Annotated in this window: 12 protein-coding genes; 4 read left to right on the forward strand and 8 right to left on the reverse strand. The window is 61.6% G+C overall.

The genetic code is table 11. The features are described 5' to 3' along the window. Positions 1-29 precede the first annotated feature (29 nt). Positions 30-1,535, reverse strand: coding sequence for an aromatic/alkene/methane monooxygenase hydroxylase/oxygenase subunit alpha (locus AC097W_RS01040; RefSeq protein ID WP_479600393.1), 1,506 nt, complete (start codon positions 1,533-1,535; stop codon positions 30-32). 362 nt (positions 1,536-1,897) lie between these two features. Here AC097W_RS01040 and AC097W_RS01045 point away from each other — a divergent pair, with 362 nt between their 5' ends. Next, a complete protein-coding gene (locus AC097W_RS01045; protein ID WP_479600394.1) occupies positions 1,898-3,607 on the forward strand; it encodes a sigma 54-interacting transcriptional regulator in 1,710 nt (569 codons plus the stop codon). A 707-nt stretch (positions 3,608-4,314) separates the two neighbouring features. Here the strand turns inward: AC097W_RS01045 and AC097W_RS01050 are convergent. From AC097W_RS01050 to AC097W_RS01060, 3 genes are all read right to left on the reverse strand, one after another. Further along, the gene (locus AC097W_RS01050) at positions 4,315-5,181 is read right to left on the reverse strand and encodes a DMT family transporter (protein ID WP_479601275.1); all 867 of its coding nucleotides are present in this window, start codon (positions 5,179-5,181) and stop codon (positions 4,315-4,317) included. A gap of 62 nt (positions 5,182-5,243) precedes the next feature. Further along, positions 5,244-5,744 (reverse strand): methylated-DNA--[protein]-cysteine S-methyltransferase, encoded by a 501-nt coding sequence (locus tag AC097W_RS01055; RefSeq protein WP_479600395.1) that lies wholly within the window; start codon positions 5,742-5,744, stop codon positions 5,244-5,246. Between the two features lie 50 nt (positions 5,745-5,794). After that, entirely contained in the window at positions 5,795-7,351 is a 1,557-nt protein-coding gene (locus AC097W_RS01060) for an Ada metal-binding domain-containing protein (protein ID WP_479600396.1), read from the reverse strand. A 146-nt stretch (positions 7,352-7,497) separates the two neighbouring features. Between AC097W_RS01060 and AC097W_RS01065 the strand changes: the two genes are divergently transcribed. Genes AC097W_RS01065 through AC097W_RS01075 form a run of 3 tightly spaced genes read left to right on the forward strand, consistent with a single transcriptional unit; the run spans position 7,498 to position 11,263 of the window. After that, positions 7,498-8,880 carry a phosphomannomutase/phosphoglucomutase gene (locus tag AC097W_RS01065; protein ID WP_479600397.1) on the forward strand — a complete coding sequence of 461 codons (1,383 nt, stop codon included), beginning with the start codon at positions 7,498-7,500 and terminating at the stop codon, positions 8,878-8,880. Next, complete coding sequence (gene waaC / locus AC097W_RS01070; RefSeq protein ID WP_479600398.1) at positions 8,877-9,935, forward strand: lipopolysaccharide heptosyltransferase I; 1,059 nt, start codon at positions 8,877-8,879, stop codon at positions 9,933-9,935. Before AC097W_RS01065 ends, waaC begins: the two co-directional genes overlap by 4 nt. After that, the gene (locus tag AC097W_RS01075) at positions 9,932-11,263 is read left to right on the forward strand and encodes a 3-deoxy-D-manno-octulosonic acid transferase (protein WP_479600399.1); all 1,332 of its coding nucleotides are present in this window, start codon (positions 9,932-9,934) and stop codon (positions 11,261-11,263) included. Before waaC ends, AC097W_RS01075 begins: the two co-directional genes overlap by 4 nt. On the opposite strand, the gene AC097W_RS01080 is transcribed toward AC097W_RS01075, so the two are convergent. Genes AC097W_RS01080 through AC097W_RS01095 form a run of 4 tightly spaced genes read right to left on the reverse strand, consistent with a single transcriptional unit; the run spans position 11,252 to position 16,879 of the window. Next, positions 11,252-12,622 (reverse strand): TolC family outer membrane protein, encoded by a 1,371-nt coding sequence (locus AC097W_RS01080; RefSeq protein ID WP_479600400.1) that lies wholly within the window; start codon positions 12,620-12,622, stop codon positions 11,252-11,254. The two genes, AC097W_RS01075 and AC097W_RS01080, sit on opposite strands and share 12 nt — an antisense overlap. A gap of 19 nt (positions 12,623-12,641) precedes the next feature. Beyond that, entirely contained in the window at positions 12,642-12,983 is a 342-nt protein-coding gene (locus AC097W_RS01085) for a rhodanese-like domain-containing protein (protein WP_479600401.1), read from the reverse strand. A 23-nt stretch (positions 12,984-13,006) separates the two neighbouring features. Next, on the reverse strand, positions 13,007-13,684 hold the full coding sequence (locus AC097W_RS01090) for a protein-L-isoaspartate O-methyltransferase family protein (RefSeq protein WP_479600402.1): 678 nt from the start codon (positions 13,682-13,684) through the stop codon (positions 13,007-13,009). Between the two features lie 42 nt (positions 13,685-13,726). Next, positions 13,727-16,879 (reverse strand): efflux RND transporter permease subunit, encoded by a 3,153-nt coding sequence (locus AC097W_RS01095; RefSeq protein WP_479600403.1) that lies wholly within the window; start codon positions 16,877-16,879, stop codon positions 13,727-13,729.

Genomic DNA, 16,879 nt, shown 5'->3' on the forward strand with positions numbered 1-16,879 from the left:
ATGGGTCAGTGGTGTGAGGGCTCAGCGTTTCAGCTGGCTTTTTTCTCGGCCCGCATGGCCTTGTAGATTTCGGCCCAGGCATAGTTGTGCGCGTCGTCGCCAATCTCGCCTGGTGCCAGGCCCATGTAGTTGAGCGCGCCACCCAGGTCCATGGGCTGGATCATTCCGGCCAGGAAGCGGTCCACCAGGCTCAGGTGACCGGCATAGCGTTCGGGCTCCTGCTCAAAGCACCAACGGTCCTGCTCGGAGCCGAAGTGGTACAGGCGGCCCTTGTATTCCAGCGGAAAGTCTTTGACGTTCCACTGCTTTCCCGGCGTGTAGTTGATGGGCAGGTTGCACATATTGCAGACCATGGGCAGGGTCTCGGGATAGGTCATGGCCATGTTTCCCTCGACCACGTTGTCGATGATCACGTCCCAGCATTCGCCCCAGGTGTCGTTCCAGCCGGGGTACTTTTCTTCCAGCCATTGGCGCTCGGCCGGGGTCACGCCAGCCGCCGGATTCCAGAACATGGTGGGGCGCCAGAACCAGGATCCCAGGTGCATGCCGTGGTGCTGCTCGCTGAGCTGCTCCAGGAAGTGGTCCCAGTACCAGGGCAGGCTTAGGCCCAGGTCGGTCAGGGCGCGCTCAAACTGCGCCACGATCCACTCTTCCATGAACTCCTTAAACGACTGTTTGCGGTGCTCCAGCGGCGTGTAGTAGTCCATGATCGGGCCGGTCAGCACCGAGAACAGTTTCCAGGCGCGCCAGAAGGCGATATCGACCTTCTTCTGCGCCACGTCCTTCTTGCCATTGTCAATCAGCACCTGCAGCGCCGGGCCGCCGATCTGCGCGTGGCGCGACTCATCGGTCTGGATGCTGGAGATCAGGCTGGCAAAAGTGTGGTCGCCGGCCTCGGCCGCGTCCGCTGCCAGACCCAGGAACTGCATGTTGGTAAAGCCGGTCTCGAAGCTGAAGGTCAGCATGATGGAGACGCTGATGGCGTCACGCGTCATCATGATGTCGTCGAAGAAATGGCGCGCGGCAATCATGGCCCACTCGTTGGTGTCCAGCGCCTTGTGCGCCCAGTCCATTTGCCGGTCTTTGGACACATGCTCGTGCGGGAAGTACAGCTGGATCTGGCCGTGGCGCATTTCGTCCAGGCAGCCCAGCGTGGCCATGTTGCGCATGCCGGGTGCCTTGGAGAAACGCATCATGCGCGCCTCGGCACTGGCGGCGGCATATTCGAGCCGCGCCAGCGCGCCGTAGTGCGCCTTGATCACCGACTTCCAGCCCGGGTCGGAGTTTTCAAAAATGTGCGAACGCTCCAGCGCGGCCTTCACCGAATAGGCGCCGGCGTCTTTTTCGCGCTGCACCTTCACGTATTCGGGATAGGTCTGCTTGTAGGGTTCGTCGTATTTTTCCCAGGCCTCCTGCGGCAGGCCGTAGTCGCCAGCCATCTCGGCCGGAAACAGCTCCAGTTCGGTCACGTATTTCGGTGACCAGTTGGTGGCCCTGGCAATGTCGTACCAGTCCATTCGATTCAGCAAAGCCATTGAAAGTCTCCTCGTTTTAGATGGGCGAAGTGGCCTGCAGGAAATGGCAGGTCTTGCCTGGCTGACTTTGCAAGCTCCTTGCCAACTTTGTCTTGGACGTCATAAATCTCGAGATTTATAGGGATAACCCCTAACTACGGTAAGCGTTTTCTGCACCGATTGGGTTTTTTAACTGCGGCGCAATAGGGCTTTCCCTCGGATTGATCTCCGAGCTTTCAAGGTTATATTTACCAATAGGACAAGCGTTAGGCGCCAGATTTGTTTGGATGATCAAAAGCCGGCAGAAGCCCCCCTATCGCACCTTGGCGATGGTCAAAAGATAAATATCGAGAAAATGGCTATACGCCACCACCACAAGGGATATGCCAATGAGCTTCAAATATCCACCCAATGACGACTTGCGGCGCCTGTTGCGTTTTGAGCCGGATAGCGGCGCCATCTGGCTCGGTGACCGGCGCATGGTGCTGATGCACACCATGGCCCTGACTGCCTTGCGCCAGGACCTGATCACTTCCGTCGGCGCCGAGCACGCGCGGCGTATCCTGACGCGCATGGGCTATGCCGCAGGCATGTGCGATGCCGAGTACGCGCGCAAGACGCGGCCCGAAATGTCGCTGAACGAATGCTTTCTGGTGGGCCCGCAACTCTTCATGCTCGAAGGTGCGGCCCATGTCACGCCGGTCAAGCTCAACTTCGATATCCAGGCCGGCCAGTTTTACGGCGAGTTCAATTGGGAGCATTCGTGGGAGGCCTATGCGCACCAGCAGAAATACGGGCTGGATACCGACCCGGCCTGCTGGACGCTGCTGGGTTATGCCAGTGGCTACACCAGCGCCTTCATGGGCCGGCTGATTCTTTATAAAGAAACCATGTGCGCTGCCTGCGGTGCAGAGCATTGCCAGATCGTCGGGCGCCCGATTGAAGAATGGCCCGATGGCGAGGCGCACCGCGTTTACTTCAACGACGACTCGTTGATGGAAAAGATGGAGGCTCTGCAGTCGCAGGTGGATGCCTTGAAGTCGACGCTGGAGCCCTCCACGCAGGGCGGCCAGCTGATTGGCAACTCCAGCGCCTTTCGCAAGGCCTACACGCTAATGCAAAAGGTAGCATCCACCCAGGCCACGGTGCTGCTCACCGGCGAGACCGGCGTGGGCAAGGAGCGCTTTGCACGCGCCCTGCATGAACTCTCCAGCCGTGCCGACAAACCCTTTGTGGCGGTAAATTGCGCTGCCCTACCCTCCGAGCTGGTGGAGGCCGAACTGTTTGGCGTGGAAAAGGGTGCTTACACCGGCGCCCACTCCATGCGAATAGGCCGCTTTGAGCGTGCCGATGGCGGCACCCTGCTGCTCGATGAAGTGGGCGAGCTGCCGCTGGCAGCGCAGGCCAAACTGCTGCGCGTGCTGCAGGAGGGCGAGATTGAACGCGTGGGTGGCGAGACCACCCGCCGGGTGAATGTGCGCCTGGTGGCGGCCACCAACGTCGACCTGCAGCAGGCAGTGCTGGCCGGGCGCTTCCGGGCGGATCTGCTGTACCGCCTGAATGTGTACCCGATCTGCATTCCACCCTTGCGCGAGCGCAAGACCGACATAGAGCCACTGGCCCAGGCCATGCTCACGCGCTTCTGCGCGCTGCACAGTAAACGAGTGCTGGGCTTTGAAGAGCGCGCGCTGCAAGCGCTGCAGCAACATGCCTGGCCCGGTAATGTGCGCGAGCTGGAAAATCTGGTGGAGCGCGGCGTCATCCTGGCCAGTCAGTCCGGCATGGTTGAGGTGGAGCACTTGTTTCCGAACCAGCCGGAGGCCGCGCAGACCAGTCTGGACGCGCATGGGCATCTCACCAAACTGCCCAGTGCGCACGACAATGACTTGTGCGCACGCATCTTGGACAGCGGCAGCGCTCTGGAGGATATCGATGCGCTGGTGCTGGACCTGGCGGTGGGGCGCGCCCGCGGCAACCTGTCTGAAGCCGCACGCCTGTTGGGAATGACCCGCCCGCAACTGGCCTACAGGCTCAAGCACCGCCAGCTTCGCGGAGTCTCTGCCACCGCCACGGACTTGCAGGGTGGAATCTAACCCTGTAATGGCGCGCATGCCTCAGCCCTATACAAAAAACCAGACGCTGAGCGGGTACCTAGCACGCTTACCAAACACCTCTATCGGATCTACCACATGGACATGGCATCGTGCCACTCTAGGAGATTCAAGGAAAAGTGAAATATTCATACAGCTCCGGACAATTTAAACACTATTGCCCTCATTCCGACACTGCTGCGACCATCAGTTAATCGCATGTCAAATTTCAACAAATCACGGCTCAACTGTACTTTCGCCTGGCCGCCAGTAACTGGACTGTCGTGTGCGCCCGCTTCGTGCCTTGACTTGCAACAGCGGCGATCGGATCGTATGACCGCTTCTGGTCATCACGTGAAGTTCAACAATCGGATTGAGCTTCCCTGAAGCGGAAATTTGAAGCCAGGAATCGTGTGCGCTTGAATGACTGCTTTCAGGCGATCATTTGAGTAGTCGCAATGTCAGCAGTGGGTCGGATCCTGAGATCTGACGGACCCACTTGAGTGACCGCTGTACCAGCGTCACCATCCATTGGCAGATCCAAGTCATGCGACTGCCGTGGGCCCGCTGCCGACCGTGGTGATCAAACCGGAAGCCCCGGCTATCTGCCACAAACAGTCACTGGCAGAAATTCTTCGGCTACCAGCACTTGCTCGTTGGAGTCTCGCCGTTGGGATGAAAGAACAATCGCCAGCGGACCAAACTGGTAATTACCTGGGCAGGCGGACGAGCCCGGTGGACAGGCTGGTGCCCAGCACGATCACCAGCCCGCAGCCCACCATCCACGGTGTGACCACCTCGCCCAGCAGCACCACGCCGTACAGCACTGCGAATACGGGGATGGCAAACGTGACCGACAGCGCGCGGGCCGGGCCCGCATGTTCGATCAATCTGAAAAACAGGATGTAGGCCACGCCAGTGCACAGCACACCCAGTGCCACCACAGCCAGCCAGGTGTTGACTGGGACCGGGTGATTTGGCCAGAACCACCAAGCCAGGGGCGCCAGCCCGATGGCTGCCCCTATCTGGCTGCCGGTGGCGGACACCAGCGAGGGCAGGCCGGTCATATAACGTTTGGTAAAGCTGGCTGCGGCGCCATAGCACAGGCAGGCCAGCAGGCACGCCATCACGGCCCAGCCGGTGGAGCTGCCCGACGCATCGGGCTTGAAGCTGGCTTTGTTCCATGCCAGCAGTGCCACGCCCAAAAACCCGATCAGCAAACCCAGAATGCGCGAGCCGTTGGGCCGGTCTTTCAACCACAGCCAGGCGATGACTGCGCCGAACAGCGGCACCGTGGCATTCAGGATGGAGGACAAGCCCGTGGTGATGGACAACAAGGCATAGGTAAAGCACGCAAAGGGAATGGCCGAGTTCAGGATGCCAACCACAAAGGTGAGCTTCCAGTGCTGGCGCAAGGCCGGGCCATGTCCCCGTAGCAGCAGAATGGGCAGCAAAAAAACCGCTGCAATGCCCACGCGCAAGCCGGCGGTGGGCAATGCGCCCAGCTCCACGGCGCCCAGCCGCATGAACATGAACGACGACCCCCAAATGGCCGCGAGCAAAATGAACTCAATCACCCAAGTTCTGGACTGGGCAGATGGGGCCGATTGGGTGGACGTGACGGCGTTGGCAGGGGAGCTCAATAGTGGCTTTCAAGTTGTAACAAGGCGACCTTGCGGTCCAGCCCACCGGCGTAACCTGTCAAGGCGCCCTTGGCACCGACCACCCGGTGGCACGGCACGATGATGCTGATGGGGTTGCGGCCAATGGCGCCCCCCACCGCGCGCACCGCACCGGGCTGACCCATTTGCAGGCTGATGGCGCCATAGGTGCTGGTGGTACCCGGCGCGATGCCCAGCAGGCTTTGCCATACGCGCTGTTGGAACGCGGTGCCGCCGTGGAGGTCCAGCGGCACATCGAAATGCGGGCGCTCGCCCGCAAAGTACGCCTGCAACTGCTCTGCCGTCCTTTGCAAAATGGGATGGCTGCTGGCCACTGGCCAGTGGTGGGTGTCGACTTCGTGTGCCTGGCCGTCAAATCCGGCCCAGACCAGTGCGTCGTCATGGGCCGCCAGCGTCATGGTGCCCCAGGGGCTTGACAGGGTGCAGCGAGCGGGAGTGGGAGTGGGGTTAAATTTCATCGTGAATCAGGCTCTAGCCCCCATTCTAATTGCGTAAGCAGCTATAAAAATCATAGCAAAACAGGCGACTGGGCGAGCCTGGCCCAGGCGCGCACAACGGCGTAGCTGCGCCACGGCTTCCAGCGCTCGGATGCCAGTTCGGCTGCCTGCTGCGGATTTTGGGCGTCTCGCACGCCCAGTGCCTTTTGCAGGGCCACATCGCCCGCCACAAAGGCATCGGGCCAGCGCAGTGCACGCATGGCGATGTAGTGGGCGGTCCATAGGCCAACGCCAGGCAAGGCCTGTAGCGCGGCCAGGGTGGCGGGTACATCCGCACCCGGATGCAGGGCCAAGGCACCACTGGCGACTGCCTGCGCCAGCGCCTGTATGGCCCGCTGGCGTTGGCGCACGATGCCCAACTTTCCGAGATCCTCGCCCAGTGCATTCGCAAGGGCCTGTGGCGTGGGGAACAGCCGGGTCAATCCTTCCAGAGGGGTTACAAGTGGGGCGCCATAGCGTTCCACCAGCCGCGCACCCAGGGTGCAGGCGGCGCGCACGGTAATTTGTTGCCCCAAAATCGCGCGCACGCCCAGTTCGAACCCATCCAGGCTGCCGGGCACGCGCAGGCCCTCGGCACCCGGAAAATCACCGCGCATGCCGGCGTTGATGGCCCAGGGGTCGGCATCGAGATCGAGCATGGCCCGCAGCCGCGCCAGCACGGTGGGCAGCGCAGCGCTCAGGGACTCGCTGATATGAAAGACAACCGTACAACGGTCCGGCTCAAACTGCACATGGACCCAGCCGCTGAGGGCGCGTCCGGCCACGTCCAGCGAAAGACTGCGCATCAGGGTTTGCTGCGTAACGTCCACCACTTCCATTCCGGCGATCTGGCGCGTGGCAAAGAAGCCCAGCATGGCGGCGACGTCATAGGGCGGCCGGTACGACGCTTTGAGCGTGATGCCCGACCCGGCGGGGCTCTTGTTCGCTGGGTAGTCGGTCTCGCGCAATTGGCGGGGCTGCAGCCGGTAGTGTTCGGCGAAGGCCGCATTGAAACGCCGGACGCTGGAAAAACCGCTGAGGCCCGCTACTTGGGCAATGGGCAGGCGGGTATCGGTGAGCAGTTGCTTGGCCATCAGCAAGCGCCGGGTCTGCAGATATTGCAGGGGTGAGACGCCCCAGTGGGCCTCGAAAATACGCCGCACGTGGCGGGCGCTCACCCCTATCCGGGTCGCCAGGCCGGCGATGCTGGGCGGGCTCTCGCGCCACAGATCGGGTGTATCCAGCAGCTGTGTGGCTTGTTGCGCCAGGATGGATGCGGCGTCCTGCAGGGACCACGGCACGCCGGAATCCATCAACGAGCCGCCGGATGGCAGGCCCCCGGGTGCGCGCTCGGGGCGGCAGCGCAGGCAGGGGCGAAAGCCCGCCGACTCGGCCTGGGCGGCCAGCGCAAAGAAGCGGCAGTTCTCGCGCTTCGGTGCGCGTACCCGGCAGACCGGGCGGCAGTAAATGCCGGTGGAGGTCACGCCGGTGAAAAATCGGCCATCGAAACGCGCATCCCGCGCCAGGAGCGCCCGGTATTGGGCGTCGCCATCGGGGGCTGTGGGAATTGCATCGGCTGCAGTGGACATGGTGGGGATAATACGCACGATGCCGCTGCAAAGTAGCCGTTTTCGGACCTGTTGTTCCTACCGCCCGCGCCTACAATGCCTTCGACAGGGTACGGGCGAGGGCGTCACCGTAGCAGCAAAAAACATTCGCACAGGGAAATCCAGTCATGCAAATCTCAGCCAGCATTTTCAAAGCCTATGACATTCGCGGCATTGTGCCGAGCACCATCAACGAGGAAGTCGCGCGTGGGCTGGGTCGTGCTTTCGGTTCGGTGGCACGGGCCGAGGGCGAGACCACGGTGGCCATCGGGCGTGATGGACGCCTGAGCGGCCCATCCCTGGCCGACGCATTGATGCAGGGCCTGCAGGACGCGGGTATCACGGTAATCGACGTCGGCATGGTGACCACGCCCATGCTCTACTTTGCGGCCAACACCCTGTGCCGCAGCGGCATTCAGGTCACCGGCAGCCACAATCCCAAGGACTACAACGGCTTCAAGATGGTGCTGGCCGGTCGCGCTATTTATGGGGATGAAATCCAGGCTTTGCGCACCATGATGGAGACCGAGAGCTGGACCTTGCAAGCCGGTGGTTCCCGCCAGTCCGCTGACGTGCTGGAAGCCTACCGCGCGCGCATCGTCGGTGATATCAAGCTGGCGCGCCCCATCAAGATCGTGGTCGATTCGGGCAACGGCATTGCCGGTGCGTCAGCGCCCGGCATTCTGCGTGCAATCGGTTGCGAGGTGACGGAGCTGTACAGCGAAGTCGATGGCAATTTTCCCAACCACCATCCGGACCCCAGCAAGCCCGAAAATCTGCGCGACCTGATCGCCGCCCTGAAGGCCAGCGACGCTGAGCTGGGCCTGGCTTTTGACGGCGACGGCGACCGCCTGGGCATCGTCACCAAGGACGGCACCAATATTTACCCGGATCGCCAGATGATGCTGTTTGCGCGCGACGTGCTCACGCGCGTACCCGGGGGCACCATTCTGTTTGACGTGAAGTGCTCCCAGCGCCTGGCGCCGACCATTGAAGCGGCGGGCGGCGTACCACTGATGTACAAGACCGGCCATTCGCTGATCAAGGCCAAGATGCGCGAGATCTGCTCGCCTCTGGGCGGCGAGATGAGTGGCCACATTTTCTTCAAGGAACGCTGGTACGGCTTTGACGATGGCACCTATGCCGGTTGCCGCTTGCTGGAGATTGTGAGCCGGGTGGCGGATGCCAGTGCCCTGCTCAACGCGTTGCCCACCAGCTTCTCGACACCCGAACTCAACGTGGTGTGTGCAGAAGGCGAGCCGCATGCATTGGTCGATCAACTGGTGGCCGAAGCCGCCTTTGCGGCGCCCGCCACGATCAATACGATTGATGGCATTCGCGTGGACTGGCCCGATGGGTTTGGACTGATCCGCGCCTCCAACACCACCCCGGTGCTGGTGCTGCGTTTTGAAGGACATACGCTCGAAGCGCTGGAGCGCATCCAGTCGGACATGCTGCAACTGCTGCGCTCCGTCAAGCCTGATGCCAGTTTTGCCGAGGCAGCGCATTGAAACCACCCGCAAGCCAGGTCGCGCTGAAAGTACTGATCGTCAAACTGTCATCCCTGGGTGACGTGGTCCACGCGATGCCTGCGGTGCAGGACCTACGCAAGGCGCTACCGGGTGTGCACGTGGATTGGGCCGTGGAGAGCGCTTTTGCGCCGCTGGTTGCCCGCTGCGAAGGCGTTGGGCAGGTGATCACCTGCGACCTGCGTCGCTGGCGCAAAGCGCCATTCAGCGCCCGCACGCGCCAGGAATGGCGCGCCTTTAAAGCCGCGCTGCAATCCACGGCCTATGACGCCGTAATTGATCTGCAGGGGCTGACCAAGTCGGCGCTGGTGTCGTGGCTGGCGCGCACCACACCGCAGGGGCGCCGCTTCGGCCTCGCCAACCAGACGGATGGCTCCAGTTTTGAAGCCCCCGCCCGCTGGGTGGCCGACGTGGCGATTGCGCTGGAGCCGCATGTGCACGCAGTGCAGCGCTCGCGTCTGCTGTGCGCTGCTGCTCTGGGGTATGCGGTTCCCGAGTCGGTCCGTTTTGGGCTGGCACCCGGCAATCTGGCTGCACAGGCACCGGTGCCTGCCGGGTTGGCTGTCAACTCCTTTGCACCCCGCACACCCTGCGTGGCGCTGGTGCACGGCACCTCGCGCGCCGACAAGCAGTGGCCTGTCGCGTCCTGGGTCGAACTCGGCCAGCGGCTCAACCACAGCGGTTTTGCGGTTGCGCTGGCGCATGGCAACGCAGCAGAAAAAGCCACCAGCGAGGCCATTGCAGCCCAATTGGTGGATGCGTGGGTCTGGCCGTCGATGGGGCTGGACGCCCTGACCGACACCATGGCGCATTGCGCGGGCGTGGTCGGCGTGGACAGTGGCTTGAGCCACATTGCCGTCGCCCTGGGCCTGCCGCATGTGCAGATCTACAACTTCGACACCGCGTGGCGCACCGGGCCACAACCCGGTGGGCCCAAGGCGGCTTCGCAGGTGTGCGTGTTCGCATCGCCTCATCCCACGGTCGATGCCGTCTGGCAGGCCTGGGAAAGTCTGGCGACACCGGTTTTTTGTCGATGACGCGTGGGTTGTATTCGCTGGTGATGTGGCTGTTGCAGCCGCTGGTGCGTGCGAAGCTGCACCGCCGCGCCCAGGCGGAGCCCGCGTATGGAGAGGCCATCGAAGAACGCTTTGGCTACTACACACGGCCAGCCGCCAACGTGGGCTCCAGCAGGAACGATTTTTATGTCTGGGTGCACGCCGTATCGCTGGGCGAGACACGGGCGGCCGAGGTACTGGTGGCGCAGTTGCGCCTGGCGTTGCCTGGCATGCGGCTGCTTCTGACCCATGGCACCGCCACCGGTCGCGAACAGGGCCGCGCGCTGCTGCAAAGTGGTGATGTGCAGGTGTGGCAGCCGTGGGATACCCCGGGGGCAGTGCAGCGGTTTCTGGCGCATTTCCAGCCGCGCGTTGGCCTGCTGGTGGAAACCGAGGTCTGGCCCAACATGGTGGCGGCCTGCGCAAAGGCCCACATACCCCTGTGTCTGGTCAACGCCCGCCTGAGTGACAAGTCCTTGCGCCAGGCGCAGCACGTGGCCTGGCTGTCGCGCCCGGCCTACCGTGGCTTGCGCGCCGTATGGGCCCAAACCGATGAAGACGCCATGCGCCTGCGGCAACTGGATGCCCCGGTGCAGGGTGTCATGGGCAATTTCAAATTTGACGCCACCCCCGATGCGGCGCAACTTGCCGTGGGCCAAGCGTGGCGCACCGAGCAGGCGCGGCCGGTCGTGATGTTTGCCAGCTCGCGCGAGGGTGAAGAGGTGATGTTGCTGGAGAAATTGAAGCAAATAAGGGCTCTAGCCCCCGTCCATGCTGCGCAGGAAGCTATGAAAAATATAGCAAATGAAAGCGCATCGACGGGTGTGCAGTGGCTGATGGTGCCCCGCCATCCCCAGCGCTTTGACGAGGTTGCCCGTTTGTGTGAGGCCTATGGGTTTACCGTTTCACGTCGCAGCAGCTGGGCGCAGAGCCCTGAAGCGGCAGACGTCTGGCTGGGTGATTCGCTGGGCGAGATGGCGATGTACTTCGCCCTGTCCGATGTGGCCTTGCTGGGCGGCAGTTTTGCACCGCTGGGGGGGCAAAACCTGATCGAAGCGGCGGCCTGCGAATGCCCGGTGGTCATGGGGCCACATACCTTCAACTTTGCCCAGGCCGCTGAACTGGCACAAGCGGCAGGCGCCGCCTTTGCGCAAGCGGATATGTCGCAGGCGGTGAACAAAGCCCTTGCGCTGGTGCAGTCGCCAAAAGCCCTGCAAAGTGCCCGCGATGCCGCCCGCAACCTGGGGCTGGCACACCGGGGTGCGGCCCAACGCACCTCCGAAGCGGTGCAGCAGCTATTACGGGGCTAGCTGGCTGTTGATGGGCTGCAGGTCGTCCGCCTTCAAGGTGCCGCTGGCCTGGCGCAATTTGAGTCCCCCCACCAGCACGTCGTAACGCGCCTTGGCCAGCTTGGCCTTGGTGTCAAACAACTGGCTTTGTGAATTCAGCACATCGATGTTGATGCGCACGCCAACCTGGTAGCCCAGTTTGTTGGCGTCCAGCGCGCTTTGGCTGGAGGCCTCTGCGGCCTGCAGCGCGTTGACCTGTGCCTGACCCGATTGCACACCGAAATAGGCTGTGCGGGTGGCCTGCGCCACGCTGCGTTTGGCGTTTTCCAGATCGGCACGGGCTTTTTCTTCCAGAGCAATCGTTTCCTTGATGCGATTTTGCGTCGAGAAGCCGGCGAACAGGGGTAGGTTGAAGCTCAGGCCGATGGTGGCGATATTCGCTCGGCTATCTGCCGTGGAAGGGCCGTTGGACGTCCCGTTGCTGGAGTTCGAGGCGGTGTAACCTCCTGTCAGATCCAGCGTCGGCTTGTGGCCGGCCTCGGCCTTCCGGGTTTCGAGGCGGGCCACGTCGAGTGCGATGGCGGCCTGCTGAATGCTGGGGTGATTGGCTTCAGACTGAGCGACCCACTGCTCCACATCCGGCGGCTCCACAGGCGCCAGAACCACCGGTGCCTTCAAAGGCTTGGGCGTGGTGCTTTGCTGCCCCACCAACTGGTTCAATGCAAGGCTTTTCACCAGCAAATCATTTTCAGCAGCCAGTTCCTGTGCCACCACCAAGTCAGAGCGCGCTTGCGCTTCGCGTGAGTCGGTGATGGTGGTAGTGCCAACCTCAAAATTGCGCTTGGCTGAGGCCAATTGTTCGCCCACTGCAGTTTTCTGGCTCTTCACAAACGTCAGGTTGTCGCTGGCAGCCAGCACGTCAAAGTACGCTTGAGTGACACGCACGATCAGGTCTTGGTCGGCAGCAGCGAGTTGGGCTTGCGCCAGCTCTGCTTGCTTCTTGCCCTGTTCATAGGTGGCCCAGTTGGCGGGACGGTACAAGGGTTGTGAAGCAGCAATCGTTGCAGATTGGGCGTTGTAGGTGTAGTTGACGGATTTCGGGGACAGAACGTCCTGATTAGTCTGGCTGGCACCCGCCGACAAACCAACCGTGGGCAAAACGCCCGCCTTGGCCTGATCCGCCTTGGCCAAGGTCGCATCAAATTGCGACTTGGCCGCCTGGTAGGTGGCGTCATATCCGCGTGCGGCGGAGTACAGGTCGACCAGGCTCTGGGCCTGGGCCGAGAAAGACAGGGTCGCTCCCAACGCAAGCATCAGGGGAATCAACCGGAAATTAGGCAGGTAATGGGGGCTGGACATGGTGGTCTTTCTCAGGCTCATAAAAGTAGGGGGCACAGGGTCAATAGCGCGGAATGGTCGGGTCGAGTTCGGCAGACCAGGCATTGATGCCGCCCGCGATGTTGGCAACATGCGCGAACCCCCGGCTTTTCAGAAAGTGGGCGACTTGCATGCTCCGACCGCCGTGGTGGCACAGGCAGGCAATGGGTTGCTGCGGATCCAGTTCAGAGAGCCGCGGTGGAATGACACCCATTGGAATGGCCACCAACGAGAAACCATTTTCCTTGACGCTGGCGGTTTGCAGTTCATACGGCTCGCGCACATCCAGCACCACGGGCTTGCCGTGCGGGCTCGCATCCGTAAGCCATTGGGCCAGATCGCGGGGGCGGACTTGGGCAATCATGCGGGACTCACAATCAATAAAAATTAAAACTTGAAGCGTGACGGCTCAGGGAAATTTTGCAAACGGGGGGCGACCGTGTCCCAACTCTGAACCGTACGGAAATTGGTATCGCTGGTGCGCGTCACGATGGTGGCGCGCATGACGGGCTCACCCCCGACGATGGCGGCCAGCCGTCCGCCGACCTTCAACAGCGCCAGCAGGTTGTGCGGCACTTCTGCCACAGACCCGCTGAGCAGGATCGCTTCATAGCTGCCCTCGGCTGGCACAGGTTCTGCACCATCGGCCAAACGGACTTCCGCATTCTGGATGCCTGCATTGCGCAGGTTGTCCCGGGCCATTTTTGCCAGTGCTGGGTTGATCTCCAGTGACACAACCCGGTGTGCCTTGTGCGCCAGAAGGGCGGCCATGTAGCCCGAACCCGCACCAATTTCCAGCACGGTGTCGGTTGGCTGAAGGGCCAGGTCTTGCAGCAAACGCGCTTCCAGGCGCGGCGCCAGCATGCATTGACCCAGACGCATGGCGTCTTCGCTGGGACTGAGCAGCGGGATTTCCATGTCGACAAAGGCCATACCCTTCAGCGCAGCAGGGACGAAGTCTTCGCGCTTGACCACGGACAACAGTTCCAGCACGGACAGGTCCAGCACGTCCCAGGGGCGGATTTGCTGCTCGATCATGTTGAAGCGGGCTTTTTCGATGTTCATTTTTAATACTCCACGGGGTATGTTAGCCGAATATGGTAAATTTTACCGGGAAGGGGCTTTTGTTCCACGCCAAAAGCGTCCCGCCCATTGCGCCAGATCATCCATGTAGCAGTAAACCACCGGCACCACCACCAGAGTCAGCAAGGATGAGGTGATGACCCCGCCAATGACCGCCTGGCCCATGGGGGCGCGCATTTCGGACCCCTCGGTCAGGGCAAATGCCAGTGGCACCATGCCAAAAATCATGGCCAGTGTGGTCATCAATATGGGGCGCAACCGCACCTTGGCCGCCATTAGCAGGGCGTCGTGGCGTTCCATGCCGTCTTCACGCGCCCGAATGGCAAAGTCCACCAGCAAGATCGCATTTTTAGTGACCAGGCCCATCAACATCACCACACCGATGACCGAGAACATGGATAGCGTGGAATTGAACAGCATCAGGGCCAGCACCACGCCAATCAGCGTCAGGGGCAGGGCGGTCATCAGCGCCAGCGGTTGCAGGAAGCTCTTGAACTGACTTGCCAGAATCATGTAAATGAATACTACGGCCAGTACCAGCGCCGAGATGGCGTAGCCAAAGGCTTCGGCCATGTCCTTGGTGGAGCCGCTGAACTTGTAGCTGTAGCCCGGTGGCATGGCGATGCTGTCCATAGCCGTCTTGATATCGGCCGATACCTCGCCCGCCGATCGACCCGACACGTTGCCGCTGATGGCCACTTCGCGGGTCAGGTCGCGGCGGTTGATCTGGTTGGGTCCGGTGGATTCGCGCACATTCGCCACCTGGTTGAGCCGAACGATGCGCGCGCTGCCGTCGGCATTGGTGCCCACGGTGAACGGTAGTTGGTCCAGGTCCTGCGGGCTGTTGCGGGCATCGGGTGCCAGGCGCACATTCACGTCATAGGTCTGGTCGTCCGGTGCCCGCCAGTTACCCACGGTTTGCCCGGCTACCAGCGTGCGCAAGGCAGAGCCAATTTGCGCTACGCTCAGCCCCAGGTCCGATGCGACGTCGCGTTTGACCTGCACGTCAAGCGCAGGTTTGTTGGGCTTGACGCTCGAGTCCAGATCCACCAGCCCGGGAACCGTGCGGATCTTTTCCATGCTCAGTTGGGTCAGCCGTTCCAGCTCGGCGGTATCAGCCCCTTGTATGGAGAAGAGAATCTGCTTTTGTCCCCCCACGGAGTCCAGCAGGCCCACGTGGGTGACGGCAATGCCCGGTACCTGTTTGAGGCGTTCCCGCAGTGTGACCGACATCTGGTCCACACTGAGCTTGCGCGCTTTGCGGTCCACCAGCCGGATGTAAATGCTGGCGTATATCTTGCCCTGCGCGTTGCCGGTGTTGATGGTGGTCAGCGTGTAGCGCACCTCGGGAAACGCGCGGATGATGGCCTCCACCTGGCGCGCCCGGGCCTCGGTAACCTCCAGCGACGAGCCCACCGGCGTGTTGAAGCTCAGCGTGGTTTCGGAAAAGTCTGACTTGGGTACAAACTCGGTTCCCAGCAGCGGCACCATGAAGATGCTCGCTACAAAGATGCCAATCGCCAGCCCCACCGTGGCCAGCTTGTGCACCAGGGCCCAGCGCAGAATCGTCTGGTAAGCATCCACCAACCAGTCAGTGGCGTGGTCGAACCACCCGGTGACACGGCCAATGGTCTTGTCGTAGAACGTGACCGGTGCGTGGTGTTTGCCATGCTCCTCAATGCTCGGGTCGTGCCAGATGGAGGACAGCATGGGGTCGAGCGTGAAGCTCACAAACATCGAGATCAGCACAGCCGCCACGATGGTGATGCCGAATTCATGGAAGAACTTGCCAATGATGCCGCCCATGAAGCCAATAGGCATGAACACCGCCACGATGGATAGCGTGGTTGCCAGCACAGCCAGACCAATCTCCTGCGTGCCGTCGAGCGAGGCCTGGTACGGCGTCTTGCCCATCTGCACATGGCGCACGATGTTTTCCCGCACCACAATCGCATCGTCAATCAGCAGGCCCACACACAGGCTCAGCGCCATCAGTGTGATCATGTTGATGGTGAAGCCAAACATGTTCATGAACAGGAACGTGCCAATCAGCGCAATGGGCAGCGTGAGACCCGTGATGACGGTGGAGCGCCAGGAGTTCAGGAACAAAAACACGATCAGCACGGTCAGCCCTGCGCCTTCAATCAAGGTGCGGCGCACGTTGTCTACCGACACCCGAATCTGCCGCGAGCCATCGGTAATCTGCTCCAGCTTCAGGCCTGGAGGCAATTGCTTTTGCATTTCGGCCAGCGTCTTTTGCAGCCCGTCGACCACAGCGATGGTGTTTTCATCCTGGGACTTTTGCACGTTGAGCACCAGCGTTCGCGCGCCGTTGTAGAGCGCCAGGCTGTCAATCTCCTGCGCACCATCAGCGATGCGGGCCACCTGGTCCACGCGCACGGGAACACCATTCTTGCGCGCCACAATGATCTTGCCAAAGTCTTCTGGTCGCTGCATGCGTGCTGCGATCTGGATGACGCGCTCCTGCTCCGCTGAGCGGATGGAACCCACGGGCAGATCCTGATTTTCATTGCGCACTGCGGCGACCACCTGGTCCGGCGTAATGCCAAGAGATTCCAGTGCCTGCGGGTTCAAGTAGACATTGATTTCGCGCTTGGTACCGCCGACGACGGTGACGGAGCCCACGCCGCGTACGTTTTCCAGACGCTTCTTGAAAGTTTGTTCCGCCCAGTTGGTCAACTCGACGGCGCTCAGGGTTTTGTCTTTGCCCACGGTGGTGTCGGGCAGAACGGCAACCGACCACACGGCCCGCGCGGACGGGTCAAAGCGCAGAACACGCGGCTCTTTGACCTCGGCACGCAGTGTGGGCTTGACGGCGGCCACTTTCTCGCGCACATCGTCGGCGGCCTTGCGTCCATCAATATGTAGGCCGAACTCGATCACGACGACCGACTGGCCTTCGTAGCTGCGTGAAGTCAATGCATTGATGCCGGCGATGGAGTTGACACCTTCCTCAATCTTTTTGGAGACTTCGCTCTCCACAATTTCGGGCGAGGCGCCGGGGTAGTCGGCGATGACCACCACCACGGGAAAGTCGATGTTGGGAAACTGGTCAACCTGCAGCCGCTGCAGGGAGAAAATGCCCAGAACGACCAGGGCCAGCATGACCATGGTGGCAAAGACCGGATTTTTAAGACTGACGCGGGTGAACCACAT

The organism is Rhodoferax sp. GT1R46 (genome assembly GCF_056521285.1).